General features: G+C 67.0%; 12 protein-coding genes. 9 read left to right on the forward strand and 3 right to left on the reverse strand.

Going from position 1 to position 14,366, the window contains the following annotated elements; genetic code table 11:
* Window positions 1–3: 3 nt before the first annotated feature.
* The 5 genes from Q9R02_RS08810 to Q9R02_RS08830 all read left to right on the forward strand — a co-directional run bounded on the left by Q9R02_RS08810 (window position 4) and on the right by Q9R02_RS08830 (window position 6,202).
* Window positions 4–1,011 (forward strand): SDR family NAD(P)-dependent oxidoreductase, encoded by a 1,008-nt coding sequence (locus Q9R02_RS08810; protein WP_305996341.1) that lies wholly within the window; start codon window positions 4–6, stop codon window positions 1,009–1,011.
* Between the two features lie 18 nt (window positions 1,012–1,029).
* Window positions 1,030–2,181: an aminotransferase class I/II-fold pyridoxal phosphate-dependent enzyme gene (locus Q9R02_RS08815; RefSeq protein ID WP_305996295.1), complete on the forward strand. Its 1,152-nt coding sequence runs from the start codon at window positions 1,030–1,032 to the stop codon at window positions 2,179–2,181.
* A complete protein-coding gene (locus Q9R02_RS08820; protein WP_305996296.1) occupies window positions 2,174–3,628 on the forward strand; it encodes a polysaccharide biosynthesis protein in 1,455 nt (484 codons plus the stop codon). Before Q9R02_RS08815 ends, Q9R02_RS08820 begins: the two co-directional genes overlap by 8 nt.
* Entirely contained in the window at window positions 3,621–4,787 is a 1,167-nt protein-coding gene (locus Q9R02_RS08825) for an acyltransferase family protein (protein WP_305996297.1), read from the forward strand. The genes Q9R02_RS08820 and Q9R02_RS08825 overlap by 8 nt, the downstream gene beginning before the upstream one ends.
* Before the next feature lie 140 nt (window positions 4,788–4,927).
* The gene (locus Q9R02_RS08830) at window positions 4,928–6,202 is read left to right on the forward strand and encodes a hypothetical protein (RefSeq protein ID WP_305996298.1); all 1,275 of its coding nucleotides are present in this window, start codon (window positions 4,928–4,930) and stop codon (window positions 6,200–6,202) included.
* A 24-nt stretch (window positions 6,203–6,226) separates the two neighbouring features.
* Here the strand turns inward: Q9R02_RS08830 and Q9R02_RS08835 are convergent, their stop codons facing one another.
* The 3 genes from Q9R02_RS08835 to Q9R02_RS08845 all read right to left on the reverse strand — a co-directional run bounded on the left by Q9R02_RS08835 (window position 6,227) and on the right by Q9R02_RS08845 (window position 10,839).
* Window positions 6,227–7,633 carry a lipopolysaccharide biosynthesis protein gene (locus Q9R02_RS08835; RefSeq protein ID WP_305996299.1) on the reverse strand — a complete coding sequence of 469 codons (1,407 nt, stop codon included), beginning with the start codon at window positions 7,631–7,633 and terminating at the stop codon, window positions 6,227–6,229.
* On the reverse strand, window positions 7,630–8,607 hold the full coding sequence (locus Q9R02_RS08840; RefSeq protein ID WP_305996300.1) for a glycosyltransferase family 2 protein: 978 nt from the start codon (window positions 8,605–8,607) through the stop codon (window positions 7,630–7,632). The genes Q9R02_RS08835 and Q9R02_RS08840 overlap by 4 nt, the downstream gene beginning before the upstream one ends.
* 138 nt (window positions 8,608–8,745) lie before the next feature.
* A complete protein-coding gene (locus tag Q9R02_RS08845; protein WP_305996301.1) occupies window positions 8,746–10,839 on the reverse strand; it encodes a GH25 family lysozyme in 2,094 nt (697 codons plus the stop codon).
* Window positions 10,840–11,036: 197 nt separating this feature from the next.
* Here Q9R02_RS08845 and Q9R02_RS08850 point away from each other — a divergent pair, with 197 nt between their 5' ends.
* The 4 genes from Q9R02_RS08850 to Q9R02_RS08865 all read left to right on the forward strand — a co-directional run bounded on the left by Q9R02_RS08850 (window position 11,037) and on the right by Q9R02_RS08865 (window position 14,366).
* Window positions 11,037–12,257, forward strand: coding sequence for a TadA family conjugal transfer-associated ATPase (locus Q9R02_RS08850; RefSeq protein ID WP_305996302.1), 1,221 nt, complete (start codon window positions 11,037–11,039; stop codon window positions 12,255–12,257).
* The gene (locus tag Q9R02_RS08855) at window positions 12,257–13,111 is read left to right on the forward strand and encodes a type II secretion system F family protein (RefSeq protein WP_305996303.1); all 855 of its coding nucleotides are present in this window, start codon (window positions 12,257–12,259) and stop codon (window positions 13,109–13,111) included. Before Q9R02_RS08850 ends, Q9R02_RS08855 begins: the two co-directional genes overlap by 1 nt.
* Entirely contained in the window at window positions 13,108–14,046 is a 939-nt protein-coding gene (locus tag Q9R02_RS08860) for a type II secretion system F family protein (protein ID WP_305996304.1), read from the forward strand. Before Q9R02_RS08855 ends, Q9R02_RS08860 begins: the two co-directional genes overlap by 4 nt.
* 125 nt (window positions 14,047–14,171) lie before the next feature.
* Window positions 14,172–14,366, forward strand: a complete 195-nt coding sequence (locus Q9R02_RS08865; protein ID WP_305996342.1) for a hypothetical protein — start codon at window positions 14,172–14,174, stop codon at window positions 14,364–14,366.

Raw genomic sequence — 14,366 nt, forward strand, 5'->3', positions numbered from 1 at the left:
ACCATGAATTACAACGACATCAAAGGCAAGACCGTGGTGGTCACGGGTGCCGACGGTTTCATCGGAAGCCACGTCACCCAGCGCCTCATCGCCGAGGGCGCCAACGTCCGGGCCCTGTGCGTGTACAACTCCAACGGCTCCTATGGCTGGCTCGATGACCTGACCCCGGACGAGCGCGACGCCGTCGACCTTCAGCTGGGTGACATCCGCGACGCCGAGTTCGTGTCCGACCTGGTCAAGGGCTCCGACGTCGTCCTGCATCTCGCCGCCCTCATCGCCATCCCGTACTCCTACCAGGCACCCCGCTCCTATGTGGAGACCAATGTGGTGGGCACCCTCAACGTCCTGGAGGGCGTCCGCCGCCACGGTGTGGGCCGTCTGGTGAACACCTCCACCTCCGAGGTGTACGGCACGCCCAAGACGGTTCCGATCACCGTGGACAATGAGCTGCGTGGCCAGTCGCCGTACAGTGCCACCAAGATCGCTGCGGACAAGCTCTGCGAGGCCTGGGCAAGCTCCTTCGAGACCCCCGTGGTGGTCCTGCGGCCGTTCAACACTTACGGCCCGCGGCAGTCCGCCCGTGCTGTGATCCCCACGGTCCTGCAGCAGATGATCTCGGGTGCGGAGACCATCCGTCTCGGCTCGCTGACCCCGCGCCGCGACTTCACCTTCGTCGCGGACACCGCGGACGGGTTCTTCAAGGCCGCCACGGCCCAGATCCCCCTCGAGGGCCAGGTCATCCAGCTCGGAACGGGCTACGACGTCAGCATCGGCGAACTGGTGGAGATGGCGGCCAAGGTCACCGGCTCCACCGCCGAGATCCTCACCGAGGACGTCCGGGTCCGCCCGGAGGCCAGCGAGGTCATGCGTCTGCTGTCCGATCCGTCCCAGGCGCTGGCGGAGCTCGGCTGGGCCCCCCAGACCAGCCTCGAGGAAGGCCTGCGCCGCAGCGCCGAATGGATCCAGGCACGCGGTGTCGACGCCGTCGCCGCCGCACGGTACTCCCGCTGAATTTCTGAAAGGCCGATCGTGTCCCGAGTCCCCCTCGCCATCCCCAACATCGGCGACCGTGAAGCGGTCCTGATGAACGAGGCCATCGCCAGTGGCTTCGTCTCCTCCGTCGGTCACTTCGTCAGTGACTTCGAAGCGCGGTTCGCCGAGTACGTCGGCGCCAAGTACGCCGTCGCCTGTGCCTCGGGCACGGCCGCTCTGCACCTCGCGATGCGCCTGGCCGGCATTCAGCCGGGAGACATGGTGGCCGTCTCCGACTTCACCTTCATGGCCAGCTCGAACGCGGCGTCGTACCAGTTCGCGGAGCTGCTGCTGGTGGACTCCGACGCCGAGTCCTGGTGCATGGACGTCCCGCGTCTGCGGGCGGAGCTCGAACGGCGGAAAGCCGCCGGGGAGAAGCTGCCCAAGGCGATCGAGATCGTCCACATCCTGGGCCAGCCCGCCGACGCCGCGGCCGCCCTGGAGCTCGCCGAGGAATATGGCATGGTCCTGATCGAGGACGCGGCGGAGGCCCTGGGGGCGACCTGGACCGAGGGCCCGTTGGCAGGCCGTCACGTGGGAACCGTCGGCCACATGGGTGCCTTCAGCTTCAACGGGAACAAGATCATGACCACCGGCGGCGGCGGTATGTTCACCACCGACGACGAAGAGCTCGCTCAGCGCGCCAAGCACCTCTCGACCCAGGCCAGGATGCCCGACCGCGGATATCTGCACGATGAGATCGGGTTCAACTACCGGTTGACGAACATCGCCGCCGCGCTGGGCGTGGCCCAGCTGGAGCGCCTGGACGGATTCGTGGCGACGAAGCGGGCCATCGCGGCGCGCTACAACGAGGCGTTCGCGGGCACCGGCATCCAGACGCCGCCGACCCTGAACGGACAGGAATCCACCTACTGGCTGTATTCCGTCCTGGTGCCCGGATCCCGGGGGGCCAACGCCCGCGATGAGCTGCAGGACTTCCTCGCCGAGGCCGGAATCGAGTCGCGCTCACTGTGGCGCCCGCTGCACATGCAGCCGCCGCTGAAGGACGAGGCCAGGGTCGGCGGTGGCGTGGGGGAGGATCTCTTCGCCCGCGGCCTGTCGCTGCCGTGCTCGACCGATCTGAGTGTCGAAGACCAGCAAAGGGTCATCGACCGCGTCCTCGAATGGGTTGCCTCGGACGGTGAGTGAGGCCACTCCCGAGACCGCCGTACCGGAGGCATCCGGCCACTCCGCCAACGCGACCAGGAATTCGATCCTGTACCTCGTCGGCGCTCTGGCCCAGGGCGTGGGGGTCTTCCTCTTCCAGCCGTTCGCGCTTCACCTCCTGAACAGCGATTCTCAGTGGCAGGAGCTGTTCCTCTCGATCTCGGTCATCCAGGTCGGTGTCATCCTGGCGGCCGCAGGTCTGCCGCTGGCGATCACCAAGGCCTGGTTCGACCCGGACGGCGCGGCGAAAGCACGCGCGATCAGCGGGTTCCTGGGCCTTGGCGGGATCATCCTGGGCGTCGGGGCCGCGGTGATCTACTCGGCGGTCACAGGCACTCTCAGCCATCCCGGAAGCTTCGCCATCGCGCTCGTCGCCATGGGCTTCCAGTCGTGCGTCCTGGGGGCCCAGGCGATCCTGCGTGCCCAGGGCCGCGCCGTGATGTTCGTGGTCCTGAGTCTGACGTCCTCCATGGTCGCTTACGCCGGCGGGCTCGTGGCCATGCTCCTCTTCGGCTCCCGGGCGACGGTCTTCATGGCGGGGTACGCGGTCATGGTGGTCCTCAGTGCCTTGCTCTCCGTGGCCGTGGCCCGCCCCGCGATGCCGTTCTCGCACGAAGGGGCGGTGAAGGAGGCCATCGCCGTCGGGCTCCCGGCCCTTCCCCACACCGGGGCGCTCATGTTGCTGACCCAGGGGGCCCCGTTCCTCCTGGCGGCCCTGGCAGCGCCCGGTGTCTCGGGCAACTACGGCAAGGTGCAGATCTTCGTCCTGGGGACGGTCACCCTCCTCGGTGCGCTCAACAATGTGTGGGTGCCCTCACTGATGGCGGTCCGTGGACCTGCTCGCGTGGAGCGGATGCGCTCCACGATGAAGGTGGCGGTGGCCGCGGCGGTGGCTGTCACGGTCATCGCGGCATCCGGTGCGAATCTGGTGGTGCACCTCATGGCGGGCGGCAGGACGGAACTCATACCGGTGGCCCAGGTCATGCCGTTGCTGGCCATGGGCTATGTCCTGTACCTGAACGCTTCGACGCTGCTGTTCGCCGACGGCGTCACCTGGTGGCTGTCCGTGGTGACGCCGGCGGTCCTGGTGGTGTCCATCGGGCTGGCCTGGTGGCCTGCCGTGCACGGCGATCTGGTGGGAGTGGCGGTCTCGTCCGTGGTCTCGTTCCTGCTGCTCGGCCTGGCGTACCTGCTGGTCGCCGGCAAGAGGGCGGCCGGCGGATGGCCCATGGGGGTGTTCCTCCTGGGATGCGCCGTGGTTCTGATCTACGTGGGCGGTCTGCGCCTGTTGCCGACTGACTTGCTGACGGGCCTGCTGACCGTTGCGCTGGTCACGGCCCTCATCGTCGGCGGGGTGCTCTTCAAGCTGAGCCGGGTGCGGCGGGCGGCCCGGGCGACGTCCGCCGGGAAGGACGGCTCCGATGTCTGAGCCGGAGACTCTGCAGCAGGAGAGCCGGACGACGGCGAGGACCGGCCCGGTCGTCTTCTTCGATTTCGCCCGGGGCGTCTCCGCGCAGGCCGTGGTGCTCGGCCATGCGCTGAACATCTTCCTCCCGGCGATCTTCATGCCGCCGGGCGGCCACGTCTTCTACATCCAGTCCTTCGCCGTGATCATTTTCTTCGTGCTCTCCGGGTTCCTGATCACGAGCGCGGTCCTGAAGAAGAAGGACCGGGAGGATTTCACTTTCGGGTCCTATCTGATCGATCGCGTGGCGAGGGTGATCTATCCGCTGATCCCGGCTCTGGGGCTCATCCTGGCGGGTGATCTGCTCATGTTCGGCCGATCGACGCGTCTTCCGTTCGACTACGTGGACCTGGAGCCGCAGACCGTGGTGGCCGCGTTCACCATGCTCTTCAACCATCCCGTCCTCCTGGAGCTCGCCCCCGCGGCGGGCCTCCCGTGGCTCAGCGCCGGTCCTCTCGGCACCGGCGCGCCTCTCTGGTCCGTGGTGGCGGAGTGGTGGATCTACGTGGCCTTCGGTGTCCTGGCGTTCATCGCCGTGAAGAAGCTCAAAGCGGGGGTCGGCACAGGGATCCTCCTGGCCTTCTCCATCGCGGTCCCGCTGGGCTACATGGCGAAGGGTGGCTATGAGTCGCTGGCATGGGTGATCGGGATGCTGTACGCACTCGCCGCCCATCGCATGTCATCGTTGCCGAAGGCGTTCCACACGATGATGCTCCTGGTCGGTCTCGGAGGCCTGCTCGCAGGGCTCTGGTACACGAAGATGAATCTTCATTCCGCGGCCACGGTCATTCCGTCCGCGGTGGCATTCTGTCACCTGTACTTCCTGGGCACGGACCCGGGTTCCCGGACCCGCGTTTCACGGGAGGGCCGGTTCCAGCGGGTGTACCGTTCCGGCAGTCTGTTCCTGTCGAGCTACAGCTACTCCCTGTATCTTCTGCATTTCTCGGTGGTGACGTACCTCTGGGTGCTCCTGCACGGCCGGATCCCCACGGCGGGGCTGATCCTCGTATCGGTGCTCCTCAGCAACGCCGTGGCATACGTGTTCCATCTGCTCGTCGAACGTCATTTCCACCGGGTGGGGAAGTTCCTGAAGCGCCGGCTTCTGCGCTCGAACCAATACTGAATCCACGTGGCTGCGGGATTGCCGGTAGAATGAATCGCCGCCGATCCTGTATCCGGGACACAGAGTGGTCACTGCCGCTTACCGGTCGGTCACCGACGGGGATGGTGATGCGGTCTTCGTCAGGGGAAACAGGTGAATCCATGGGACGTCGTCGTGCTCAATCCGTAACCGTCGTCCGTTGGCGCTGGTGGCTGCATGGCCTGATCTCGGCGCTCTTCGTGGTGGTGGCCGTGAGTCTGGGTCCGGGCGTGGTCTGGGGAGACACGGTTCAGTACATCCGGATCGCGCACGAGCTCCAGGGGGATTCCCCGGATGTGGCCTGGACGAAGGCCTATACGGAATTCTGTGAGCACCCGTCCATCCCGTACACGGGCAGTGTGGACGACTGTGTCACCACCACGATGGCAGGCCACGGCCCGGTGATCGGCTACATCGACCGGAATCCTCAGTACCAGGCGATCTTCACCCCTAGAATCGGCTACCCGCTGGTCTCGATCCCGCTGATGAATCTCCTCGGCGACCGGGTGGGGCTGTGGCTCGTGGCGGTGTTCTTCTGCGCCCTGGCCGGCTTCATCTTCGCCCGTTTGGCGGTCCTTGCGGGCCTGCCGGCCGTGGCCGCAGCCACGGCCCAGATCGCCTTCTACGCCCTTCCGATGAGCATCCCGCACGGCATCGCATTGCTGGCGGAGGGGCCGACCCTGATGGCCGGCCTGGTGCTGGTCTGGGGCGTGGCGGAGGTCCTCCGGCGACGGTGGTTCACCGGTGTCCTGCTCAGTCTGGCCGGCTTCGGTCTGGTGCTGTTCTTCAAATACTCGTCCCTGATGCTGCTGACGCTGAGTGTTCTCCTGCTCGGGGTCTTGATGATCCTCTTCCGCAGCAAGCCTGCGAGAGCCGCGGGGTTCCGGCAGACGGTGCTCGGGGCAGGCCTGTTCGCGGCGAGCCTGGCGGTGAATGTCGTGTTCAACTTCCCGGGGCTTGCCGAGAGTCTTCAGGACACGTTCACCGGCCACTATCTGCGGCCGCCCGTGCCGGACCCTCTGCAGAGGCTCGTCGCACTGGAGGGGGACTTCCTGCAGAAGTTCGTCGCCGCGATCCCCGCCAACGCCGGCTATGCCCTCGTCGTCCTGGCCGCGTTGGCCGGTTTCGTCCTGGCCGCTCGCCGTCGGCTCCTGACACCGGTGAGCTGGGCGGTTCTCCCGCTCTCGCTCTACGGAGTCCTCAGCGTCGTCGGGCATCCGGTGTACACGCAGGCCGAGCGCCTGGGCTCACCGTTCTGGACGATCGTCGCGCTGGGTGCCGGATGCCTCGTGTGGGCGCTCATCCCTCGCCGTCGAGGTGCCGGGCAGCCGGGCGCCGCGCGGCTGGAAGCCGGCCGCGCTGGAGGTCCGAGCGACGACGGCGTGGCGGCGCGCTGAGGGCGGGCGCGCCGTCGTCGTGGGTCAGGAGACCTGGTCCGCCATCGCGGCTGAGCGCGCCCTCCGCCGGAGAGCGACGGCGCCGCCGGCCATGAGCAGGACGAGGAGCCCGAGCTCGGCGACTGAGAGCAGGAGCCAGGTTGGCTGGAACACCGTCAGCGCGGTGATGGCCGCGGTCACGGGAAGCCCGATGAGCACGAGCCGGAGGTCCACGAGACCGGGCCTGACCCTCCGGGCGATGAGGGCGTACAGCACACCGAGGACGGCGAAGCCGGCCACCTTCACCAGGGCCACGGCCATCAGATTCTCGGAGGCGGAGACCAGGACCAGGCACCCGAGCTGAGCCGCGGCGACCAGGGGCGTGATGATCGCCATGGAGCGTGTGCGGTTGACCGCCACCAATTGCGTGGTCGCCATCAGGAAGATCACGTAGCCCACCGCGACGCCGGGCAGGATCCGGGCCACGGCGAACTGCTGGGAAGACAGGTCGTGAGCGAGGATGTTGGCGGCGAAGACGGCGCCCGTGCTGCCGAGCAGGACCAGGGCCAAGGACACGCCGAGGGCCTCTTTCTGGGTCCGGCTGATCGAGCCGTCCGAGTCGTCCCCCCGGCGCGCCAGCAAGGTGGTCTCCCAGACATTGGCCAGGGCGAGGACCACGGAGAGCGGTCCGAGAGCCATGGGCAGCATGGCGCCGTATACGCCGTAGCTTGCCGGCCCGTGCATTGCGTTCAGCACGAACGATTCGCCCTGGAGCATGAGCACGAGCGCGATGCTGTGGGGGAGCAGGGGCAGGGAGCTCCTGGTGGAGTCGCGGACCAGTCCGGGGAAAGCGAACGGGCGTTCCGGCCGGACGAGCAGCGCGCTGAAGACCGCCGTCACGGCCACCACCAGGGTGAACGCGCCGAGGTACGCCGTGGCGCTCCGGTCCACGAAGAGCACCGCGGCCAGACCTGCGAGGTGGCCCACGGTCTGGGCCCCGATGGTCAGCAGGACGAATGCGACGGCGCGCTTCTGGGCCCTCAGGACGGCGAGGCACATCTGGATGGCACCCAGCAGGCCTACGGCGAACAGCGCCAGGATCAACGACAGCTCGTCACCCAGGGTTCCCTTGAAGCCGAACCAAGCGGCCAGGACCGCCGCGGCCGCCGCGCCGAGGCCCAGAGACTGCAGGATCCCGAAACCTGCCAGCGAGCGTGCCTTGTCGTGCCCCCTGTCGGGGTCGAAGAACGTCCTGGTGATCACCAGAGGCAGCCCGGCCAGGATGACGATGAGGGAGATGGAGACCACCGAGAGGTTGAACGCCACCCTGCCCCATTCGTCCGGGGCGAGGAGACGCTGGACGAACGGCTGTGTCAGGAGCGGGCCGGCGCCCTGGGCGACCGCGGCGATGAGATACAGGGTTCGCTGGGACGCCTCACTGCGTGCACTCATTCGGCGATCTCGTAGGTCTTGCCGACGTATTCGCGGTACATCTTCGCGTAGGGGCCGGGGAGGAGACGGGCGAACTGTCCGGCGATCGCGATCTGCGGCCTGGTCCGCAGGACATCGAAGAACGCCCTGGGCCCGAGGGCGTCGCTGAGCACCTTGCGGAGCGTTTTCAATGTCGGCTGATCCGCGTGTGCCATGAGGGCCCCGGAATACACGACGACGGCGAGGGTGGTGCGCATGGTGTTCCAGGCCCGGCGTGGGACGAGCCGTTCGGTTTCCGGGCTGAGTCCTTCGCGGAGGAACGCCTCCGTCTCCGTGACGAAGCGGGAGCTGTGTTTCTGGGACCAGGTAGCCGAGGCCGGGTTCACGTTGTACACATAGACCGGCTGACTGGTGAACCGCACGGCGCCGGCACGAGAGAAGGCCGCCGCGTTGAAGATGAGGTCCTCATAACGACGGACCCGCTCATCGTGGCGCACGGTCTCGAGGAGGTCACGGCGGTACAGCCGGCCGTGATTGAAGTTCCAGACCCTCTCTTCAAGCAAGCCGGTCAGGGCGTCCATGCCCGGCACCGTCCCGGAGAGACGGTCCGGCCTCACGGTCTCCACCCCGGAAGCCGAGCGTGCCACATGAGCCGCGCAGACGACGTCGACTCCGGCAGTCAGGCCCACGAGGTGGGTCAATGCCGCGGGCAGAAACGTGTCGTCCGCGTCGAGGAAACAGACGAACTCGCCGCCGGCCTCACGGACCCCGTGGTTCCGGGCGGCGCTGGGCCCGCCGTTCTCGGGCAGCTCGAAAAGCCTGATCCGGGTGTCGTTCAGCTGTTCAAGGAGTTCTCGCACCAGAATCACAGAGTCATCTGTTGAGCAGTCGTCCACCAAAAGGGCTTCCCAGTTGTCGAACGTCTGGGCGCGAAGGCTTTCGAGAGCACCTGCGACAAGCTGCCCGGAGTTGTAGACCGGAATGATGACGCTCACGAGTGGTAAGGGGGTGGACCGCTGCTCCACATGACCTCCGCTGGGTTGAGTATGCCGCATTTCTGATCCCGGTGCTGAGGACGAAGGCTGCGGACAGCAGTTTACGTCAGACGGCGCCTTGAAGTGGGCCGGGGAATGTCAGGAGTACGAGACCGAGGTCCCTCCGGCCGAGGTCCAGCTGATGGTTCCGTGCTGGAAGCTCTGGTAGCACGAGGTTGAGACCGAGCAGATCTCGTCGGTGGTGGGGTAGCCGAGCGCCCCTCGCTCGAAGCCCAGGCTTCCCCACGTGGTGCGAATGGCGCCGAAGGGGCTGACGTGTGCTCCCGTGGCGGGGGAGTAGTTGATGGCCCCGCCCTGGAACATCTGGTAGCAGCCGCTGTTGATGAGACCGCAGCTTTCCCCGTTGCTGGTCGGGTAGCCGAGTCTGCCGTTCTCGTAGCCCTGGGCGCCCCACGCATTGCGGATGGCGCCCCAGGTGGTCAGCTTCGCTCCGCTTGAAGGCGACCAGTGGATGGAACCGCCCTGGAAGAGCTGGTAGCAGCCGCCGTTGAGCAGGCCGCAGGTTTCATCGGTGGTGGGGTAGCCGAGGCTGCCGTTCTCATAGCCCTGAGCACCCCAGGTGCCGCGGATGGCCCCCCTGGTGATGTGCGCGCCGGTGGAAGCCGTGTAATTGATGGCACCGCCCTGGAAGAGCTGGTAGCAGCCGCCGTTTGGCTGGCCGCACGTTTCGCCGTTGCTCGTCGGGTACCCGAGCGAGCCGTTCTCGTAGCCCTGGACGCCCCAGGCGTTGCGGATGGCGCCCCAGGCGGTCAGATTGGCTCCTGTCGCTGCTGACCAGTGGACCGATCCACCCTGGAAAATCTGGTAGCAGCCGCCGTTGACCAGGCCGCAAGCCTGGTCGGTGCTGGGGTAGCCGAGAGGGCCGTTCTCATAGGACTGGGCGGCCCACGTGGCGCGGATGGGATCCTTGGTGGCGTGAGCCCCGGCGGAGGCTTGCCAGTGGATCGTGCCATTGGCATAGATCTGGTAGCAGCCTCCCGCGGTGAGCCCGCAGTTGACCCCCGTCTTGGCCCCGCCCAGCCAGCTGTTCTGCGCCGCCTCGGTGGCGATCGCCGTCGCCGCATCGCTCACCGTGGAGAAGCGCTTCAGCCCGGTGTAGTCGCCGTTCCAGATGTCCGAGTCGCCGGCGAACGGCCCGGAGTCCGTGTACTGCCAGATGCTGTACTGCTGCCAGCTTGCGGGGAGCGTGCCCGGTGTGGTGCTGGGGGAGGACGGGTAGGCGGCGATCCACAGTGGGTAGCTGGAGAACGCGGACGAGTTGCCTGTGCACCGGGTCCACCAGTCGGTGGTGGTGTAGACGACGGGGTAGCGGCCGGTCAGCTGCAGCATGGTGTTGCCGAAGTCGCTGATCCACTTCACCATGGGGGCGCCGGCCAGGCTGTAGCAGATGTCGCCTGAGTTGAACCCGACGTCGGTTCGGCCCACGTACGGGTTGTATTCGATGTCCAGCACTGGCGGCAGGGTGATGCCGTCGGAGCTCCAGCCGCCGCCGTTGGCCGCGAAGTACTGGGCCTGCGCGGCGCCGGAGGAGAAGCTGGGGATGGCGAAGTGGTAGGCGCCGCGGATCATGCCCTGCTGGGCGGAGCCGGTGTACTGCGAGCCGAAGTATCCGTTCGTGTAGTACGAACCCTCGGTGGCTTTGACGTAGGCGAATCTCGATCCGGCGCTGTACTGCGCGGCCCAATTGACGGATCCCTGGTAGTAGCTCACATCCTGTCCCGGGACACCGAAGCCAGGGTTCCAGGTGGCTGCGGGGAGTACCCCTGGCACCGAACGGGAGAGCGGGGCGGTGCCACTGGATGGCCCGGTCTGCGGCGCCGCGGGGATGGCCTCGCGGGCCATGCGCGCTGCGGGTTCCGGTGCCGGGCCCGGAAGGCCCGCCCGGACCATCTTCTGAGCGGCGTTGGTCTGCATCGTCGCACCATCGCGGCCCACTGCCTGACGTGCCGTGGCGCGCTCGCCGGAGGTCTTGCCATCGGGCACGACGGCGCCCTGCGTCGATGCGTCCGCACTCACCGTGGCCGGTGGAACCGGGGGCGTGGGACCGGGCTGGGCGACGGCGGCGCCGCCGCCAGCGAGCAGCAGCATTGCCGCGAGGATCACAGCGGAGCCGCGGACGGTGGCGCGACGACGGGTGTGGGTGGACTCGGGGGACTTGCTCCCGTGGTGCATGCTGCTCTCCAGAGCTGACGGGGACGGCTGACCGGTGTCTCCCCTCCAGACCGATTCAGACTAACAGCCGTCACAAGAGCCACACAGGCCCCACGAGACTGACTTATCCACAACGTTATCGCCTGTGACTTGGCTAAATATGTGGCATGCCATAACGTGACAGCCACATGACAGGTTTGCCGAGGGGGAGGCGCGTGATGGATGCAGTGCAGATCGTCGAAGCAGAGGTGCGCGAATTGGTGCGCCGCCGCGGCATCGATCCCTTCACGGATGAGACGCAGGTTCGCCGTCTGGTGGCCGAAGCGGTCAGCGACTATGAGGAACGGGCCCTGCTGGGCGGTCTTCCCGTCCTTGCCTCCGCGGAGCTCACCCGACGGCACGTCCTGGCCTCGGTGGCCGGTTTCGGAGAGCTGCAGCCGTACTTCGATGATCCTGAGGTCGAGGAGATCTGGATCAACTCCCCTCGGGATGTCTTCGTAGCCAGGAACGGGGCGTCGGAACGCACGGGACTGGAATTGACTCAGGCCCAGGTGGAGGATCTCGTGGAGCGCATGCTCAAGTCCTCAGGACGCCGGCTCGACCTGAGCAGCCCGTTCGTGGATGCGTCCTTGCCGGACGGATCCCGTCTCCATGTGGTCATCCCGGACATCACGCGTGAGCACTGGGCGGTCAACATCAGGAAGTTCGTCGTCAAGGCGTCCAGGCTGGAACACCTGGTCGAGCTGGGAACGCTGAGCCGTCCCGCGGCCCGGTTTCTCGGAGCGGCCGTGAACAGTGGCCTGAACATCCTGGTCTCAGGGGCCACTCAAGCCGGCAAGACGACTCTTCTGAATTGCCTGGCCTCCGCGATCGGAAGCCGCGAGCGGGTCATCACGGTGGAGGAGGTCTTCGAGCTCCAGTGTGCACTGAAGGACGTGGTGGGCATGCAGTGCCGTCAGCCGAATCTGGAGGGCGAAGGTGAGATCCCGTTGCGATACCTTGTCAAAGAAGCTCTCCGCATGCGTCCCGACCGGCTGATCGTCGGTGAGGTGCGGGCCGCCGAAAGCCTCGACATGCTGATCGCGATGAACGCCGGAGTCGGCGCGATGGCCAGTGTCCATGCCAATTCGGCCCGGGACGCGGTCACCAAGATCTGCACCCTGCCGCTCCTTGCCGGTGGCAACATCACGAGCGACTTCGTGGTGCCGACCGTGGCCTCCTGTGTTGATCTGGTGGTTCACTGCACGCGGCTGTCTCAGGGTCGCCGCCTCGTTTCGGAGATCGTCGCCCTGGGCCGGCGGGTGGAGAACAACGTCATCGAGTCCAGCACGGTCTTCGCTCTGGAGGACGGCACGCTCCGGGCCACTGGAAGCTACCCGCCGGAGGAGAAATTCACCCAGGCTGGATACCGTCTCCAGTCCCTCGTCGGAGCCGCCTGATGTCCGCCGTGCTCGGAGTGACCCTGGGTCTCGGACTCCTGCTCGTCTGGTGGTCATTCTGGCTACGGGCGACCGGCGAACGAGCGCCGAAGAGGCCGTCGCGCATCTCCCTGGCGCTCGCCGATGCGGGCATCGAGCGGGTCTCTCCGGCGGCACTCATCGGCACAAGTCTTCTGCTGGCGCTTGTGGTCACCTTGATCCTTCTGGCCGTGACCCGATCCGTCCCCATCTCCATCTGTTTCGGGGCCTTCGCAGCATGGGTGCCCTGGAACCTCATCGGCTGGCGTGCCGGACGGCGCCGGGCCGTCCTCCGCCGGGCCTGGCCGGATGCGGTGGACCACCTGCGTTCGGCGATCCGGGCCGGGCTGTCGCTTCCGGAGGCACTCGTGCAGCTGGCGTCCAAGGGTCCCGAGGAGCTCCGGCCGCCTTTCGCCGAGTTCGCGGCCGACTACCGTTCCGGAGGAAAGTTCGACACTTCCTTGGACCGGCTCAAGGACCGCCTGGCCGACCCTGTGGCGGACCGCATCATCGAGGCGCTGAGACTCACCCGAGATGTCGGCGGCGCGGATCTGGGCAGACTCCTGGGAACACTGGCGGAGTTCCTCCGGGATGAGGCCAGGACCAGGAGCGAATTGGAGGCCCGGCAGTCCTGGACGGTCAATGCGGCCCGGCTCGCTGTGGCCGCCCCTTGGCTCATCCTGTTGCTCATGTCCACCCGTCACGAGGCCATCGAGGCGTACAGCACGGCCGCAGGCGTCCTGGTGCTTGCCGGGGGACTTGTGGTGTCCGTGATCTGTTACCGGGTCATGCTGCGGATCGGGGCGCTCCCCGCCGAAGAGAGGGTGCTGGCATGAACCCCTCCGTGGCGGCTGTTCTCCTCGGGCTTCTCCTGGGCCTGGGACTGTGGCTGCTGGTGGTCAGGATGCCGTTCATGCGTGCCACGACCCTTGCAGAGCGCATCGCACCGCAAGTGCGCTCTCAGGACCTGCGGTCCCGCCTTCTGAGAACCGCGGAACAGAACATCACCCCGTTCGGGCCGCTGGAACGCATCCTCGCCCCGGTCCTGCGCGACGCGGTGCAGTGGCTGGGACGATTCCGGTTCAGCAATTCCGCACTTCAGGAGCGCCTGATAAGGGCGGGAAGCAGGCGGACGGCCGTGGACTTCCGGGCGGGACAGGTCCTCCTCAGCGGTGCGGCATTCGCGGTCACACTGATGCTTTGCCTGATCGGCGTGTTCTCGGGCAGGATGACGCCCTTCGTGGCCGTCCTGGCCTCGGTCGTGGCGGCCGGTTCCGCACACATGGTGCAGGAGCAGTGGCTCGCTCACAGGATCCGGGTGCGTGAAACCAGGATCCTCCGGGAGTTCCCCGGTCTGGCCGAGATGATGGCGCTCGCCGTAGGGGCCGGCACCAACGCCCGCGGGGCTCTGGAACGGGTCGCGTCGATCGCACAAGGCGAGCTGGCCGGAGAGTTCTCCCGGGCACTCGCGGACACCCGGGCCGGGATGCCGTTGCTGGAGGCACTGCAGCGGCTGTCCAAGAGGGTCCGGCTGGCACCGGTGGAGCGCTTCGTCGACGGCATCGTCGTTGCAGTGGAGCGCGGCACCCCACTCGCCGAGGTGCTCAGGGCCCAGGCCCAGGACGTCCGGGATCTGGGCAAGCGCGAACTCATGGAGTCCGCCGGACGGAAGGAGATCACCATGATGGTCCCGGTCGTGTTCGGACTGCTCCCGCTGACCGTCATCTTCGCCGTGTTCCCTGGCCTCGCCGCCATCACCATCATGCTTTAGTCCCATCACTCATCGCACCCCTGGAGAGACCCATGAGAATTCCGACGCCCAGCCTGGCACACCACACCCGTCGAATCGCACCGCATGGACGGGCGAGGGCGGTCACCGCCACCCTCGCAACCACGGTGGCGTGCCTTGCCACCGTACTGCTGGCACGTGCGCTGCCGGCACCCACCGAACGTTCCGAACGTGGCGACGTGCCCGGCTGGGTCATGGTCACGCTCATGACAGCGGCCCTGGTGGCTCTGCTTCTGGCCGTGGCCGGTCCGGCGCTGGAAGGGCTTTTCAAGCAAGCCATCGACACGGTCACCAGGAAGTAG

It is taken from the genome of Arthrobacter horti (genome assembly GCF_030731045.1).
Classification (GTDB): Bacteria; Actinomycetota; Actinomycetes; order Actinomycetales; family Micrococcaceae; genus Arthrobacter_E; species Arthrobacter_E nanjingensis.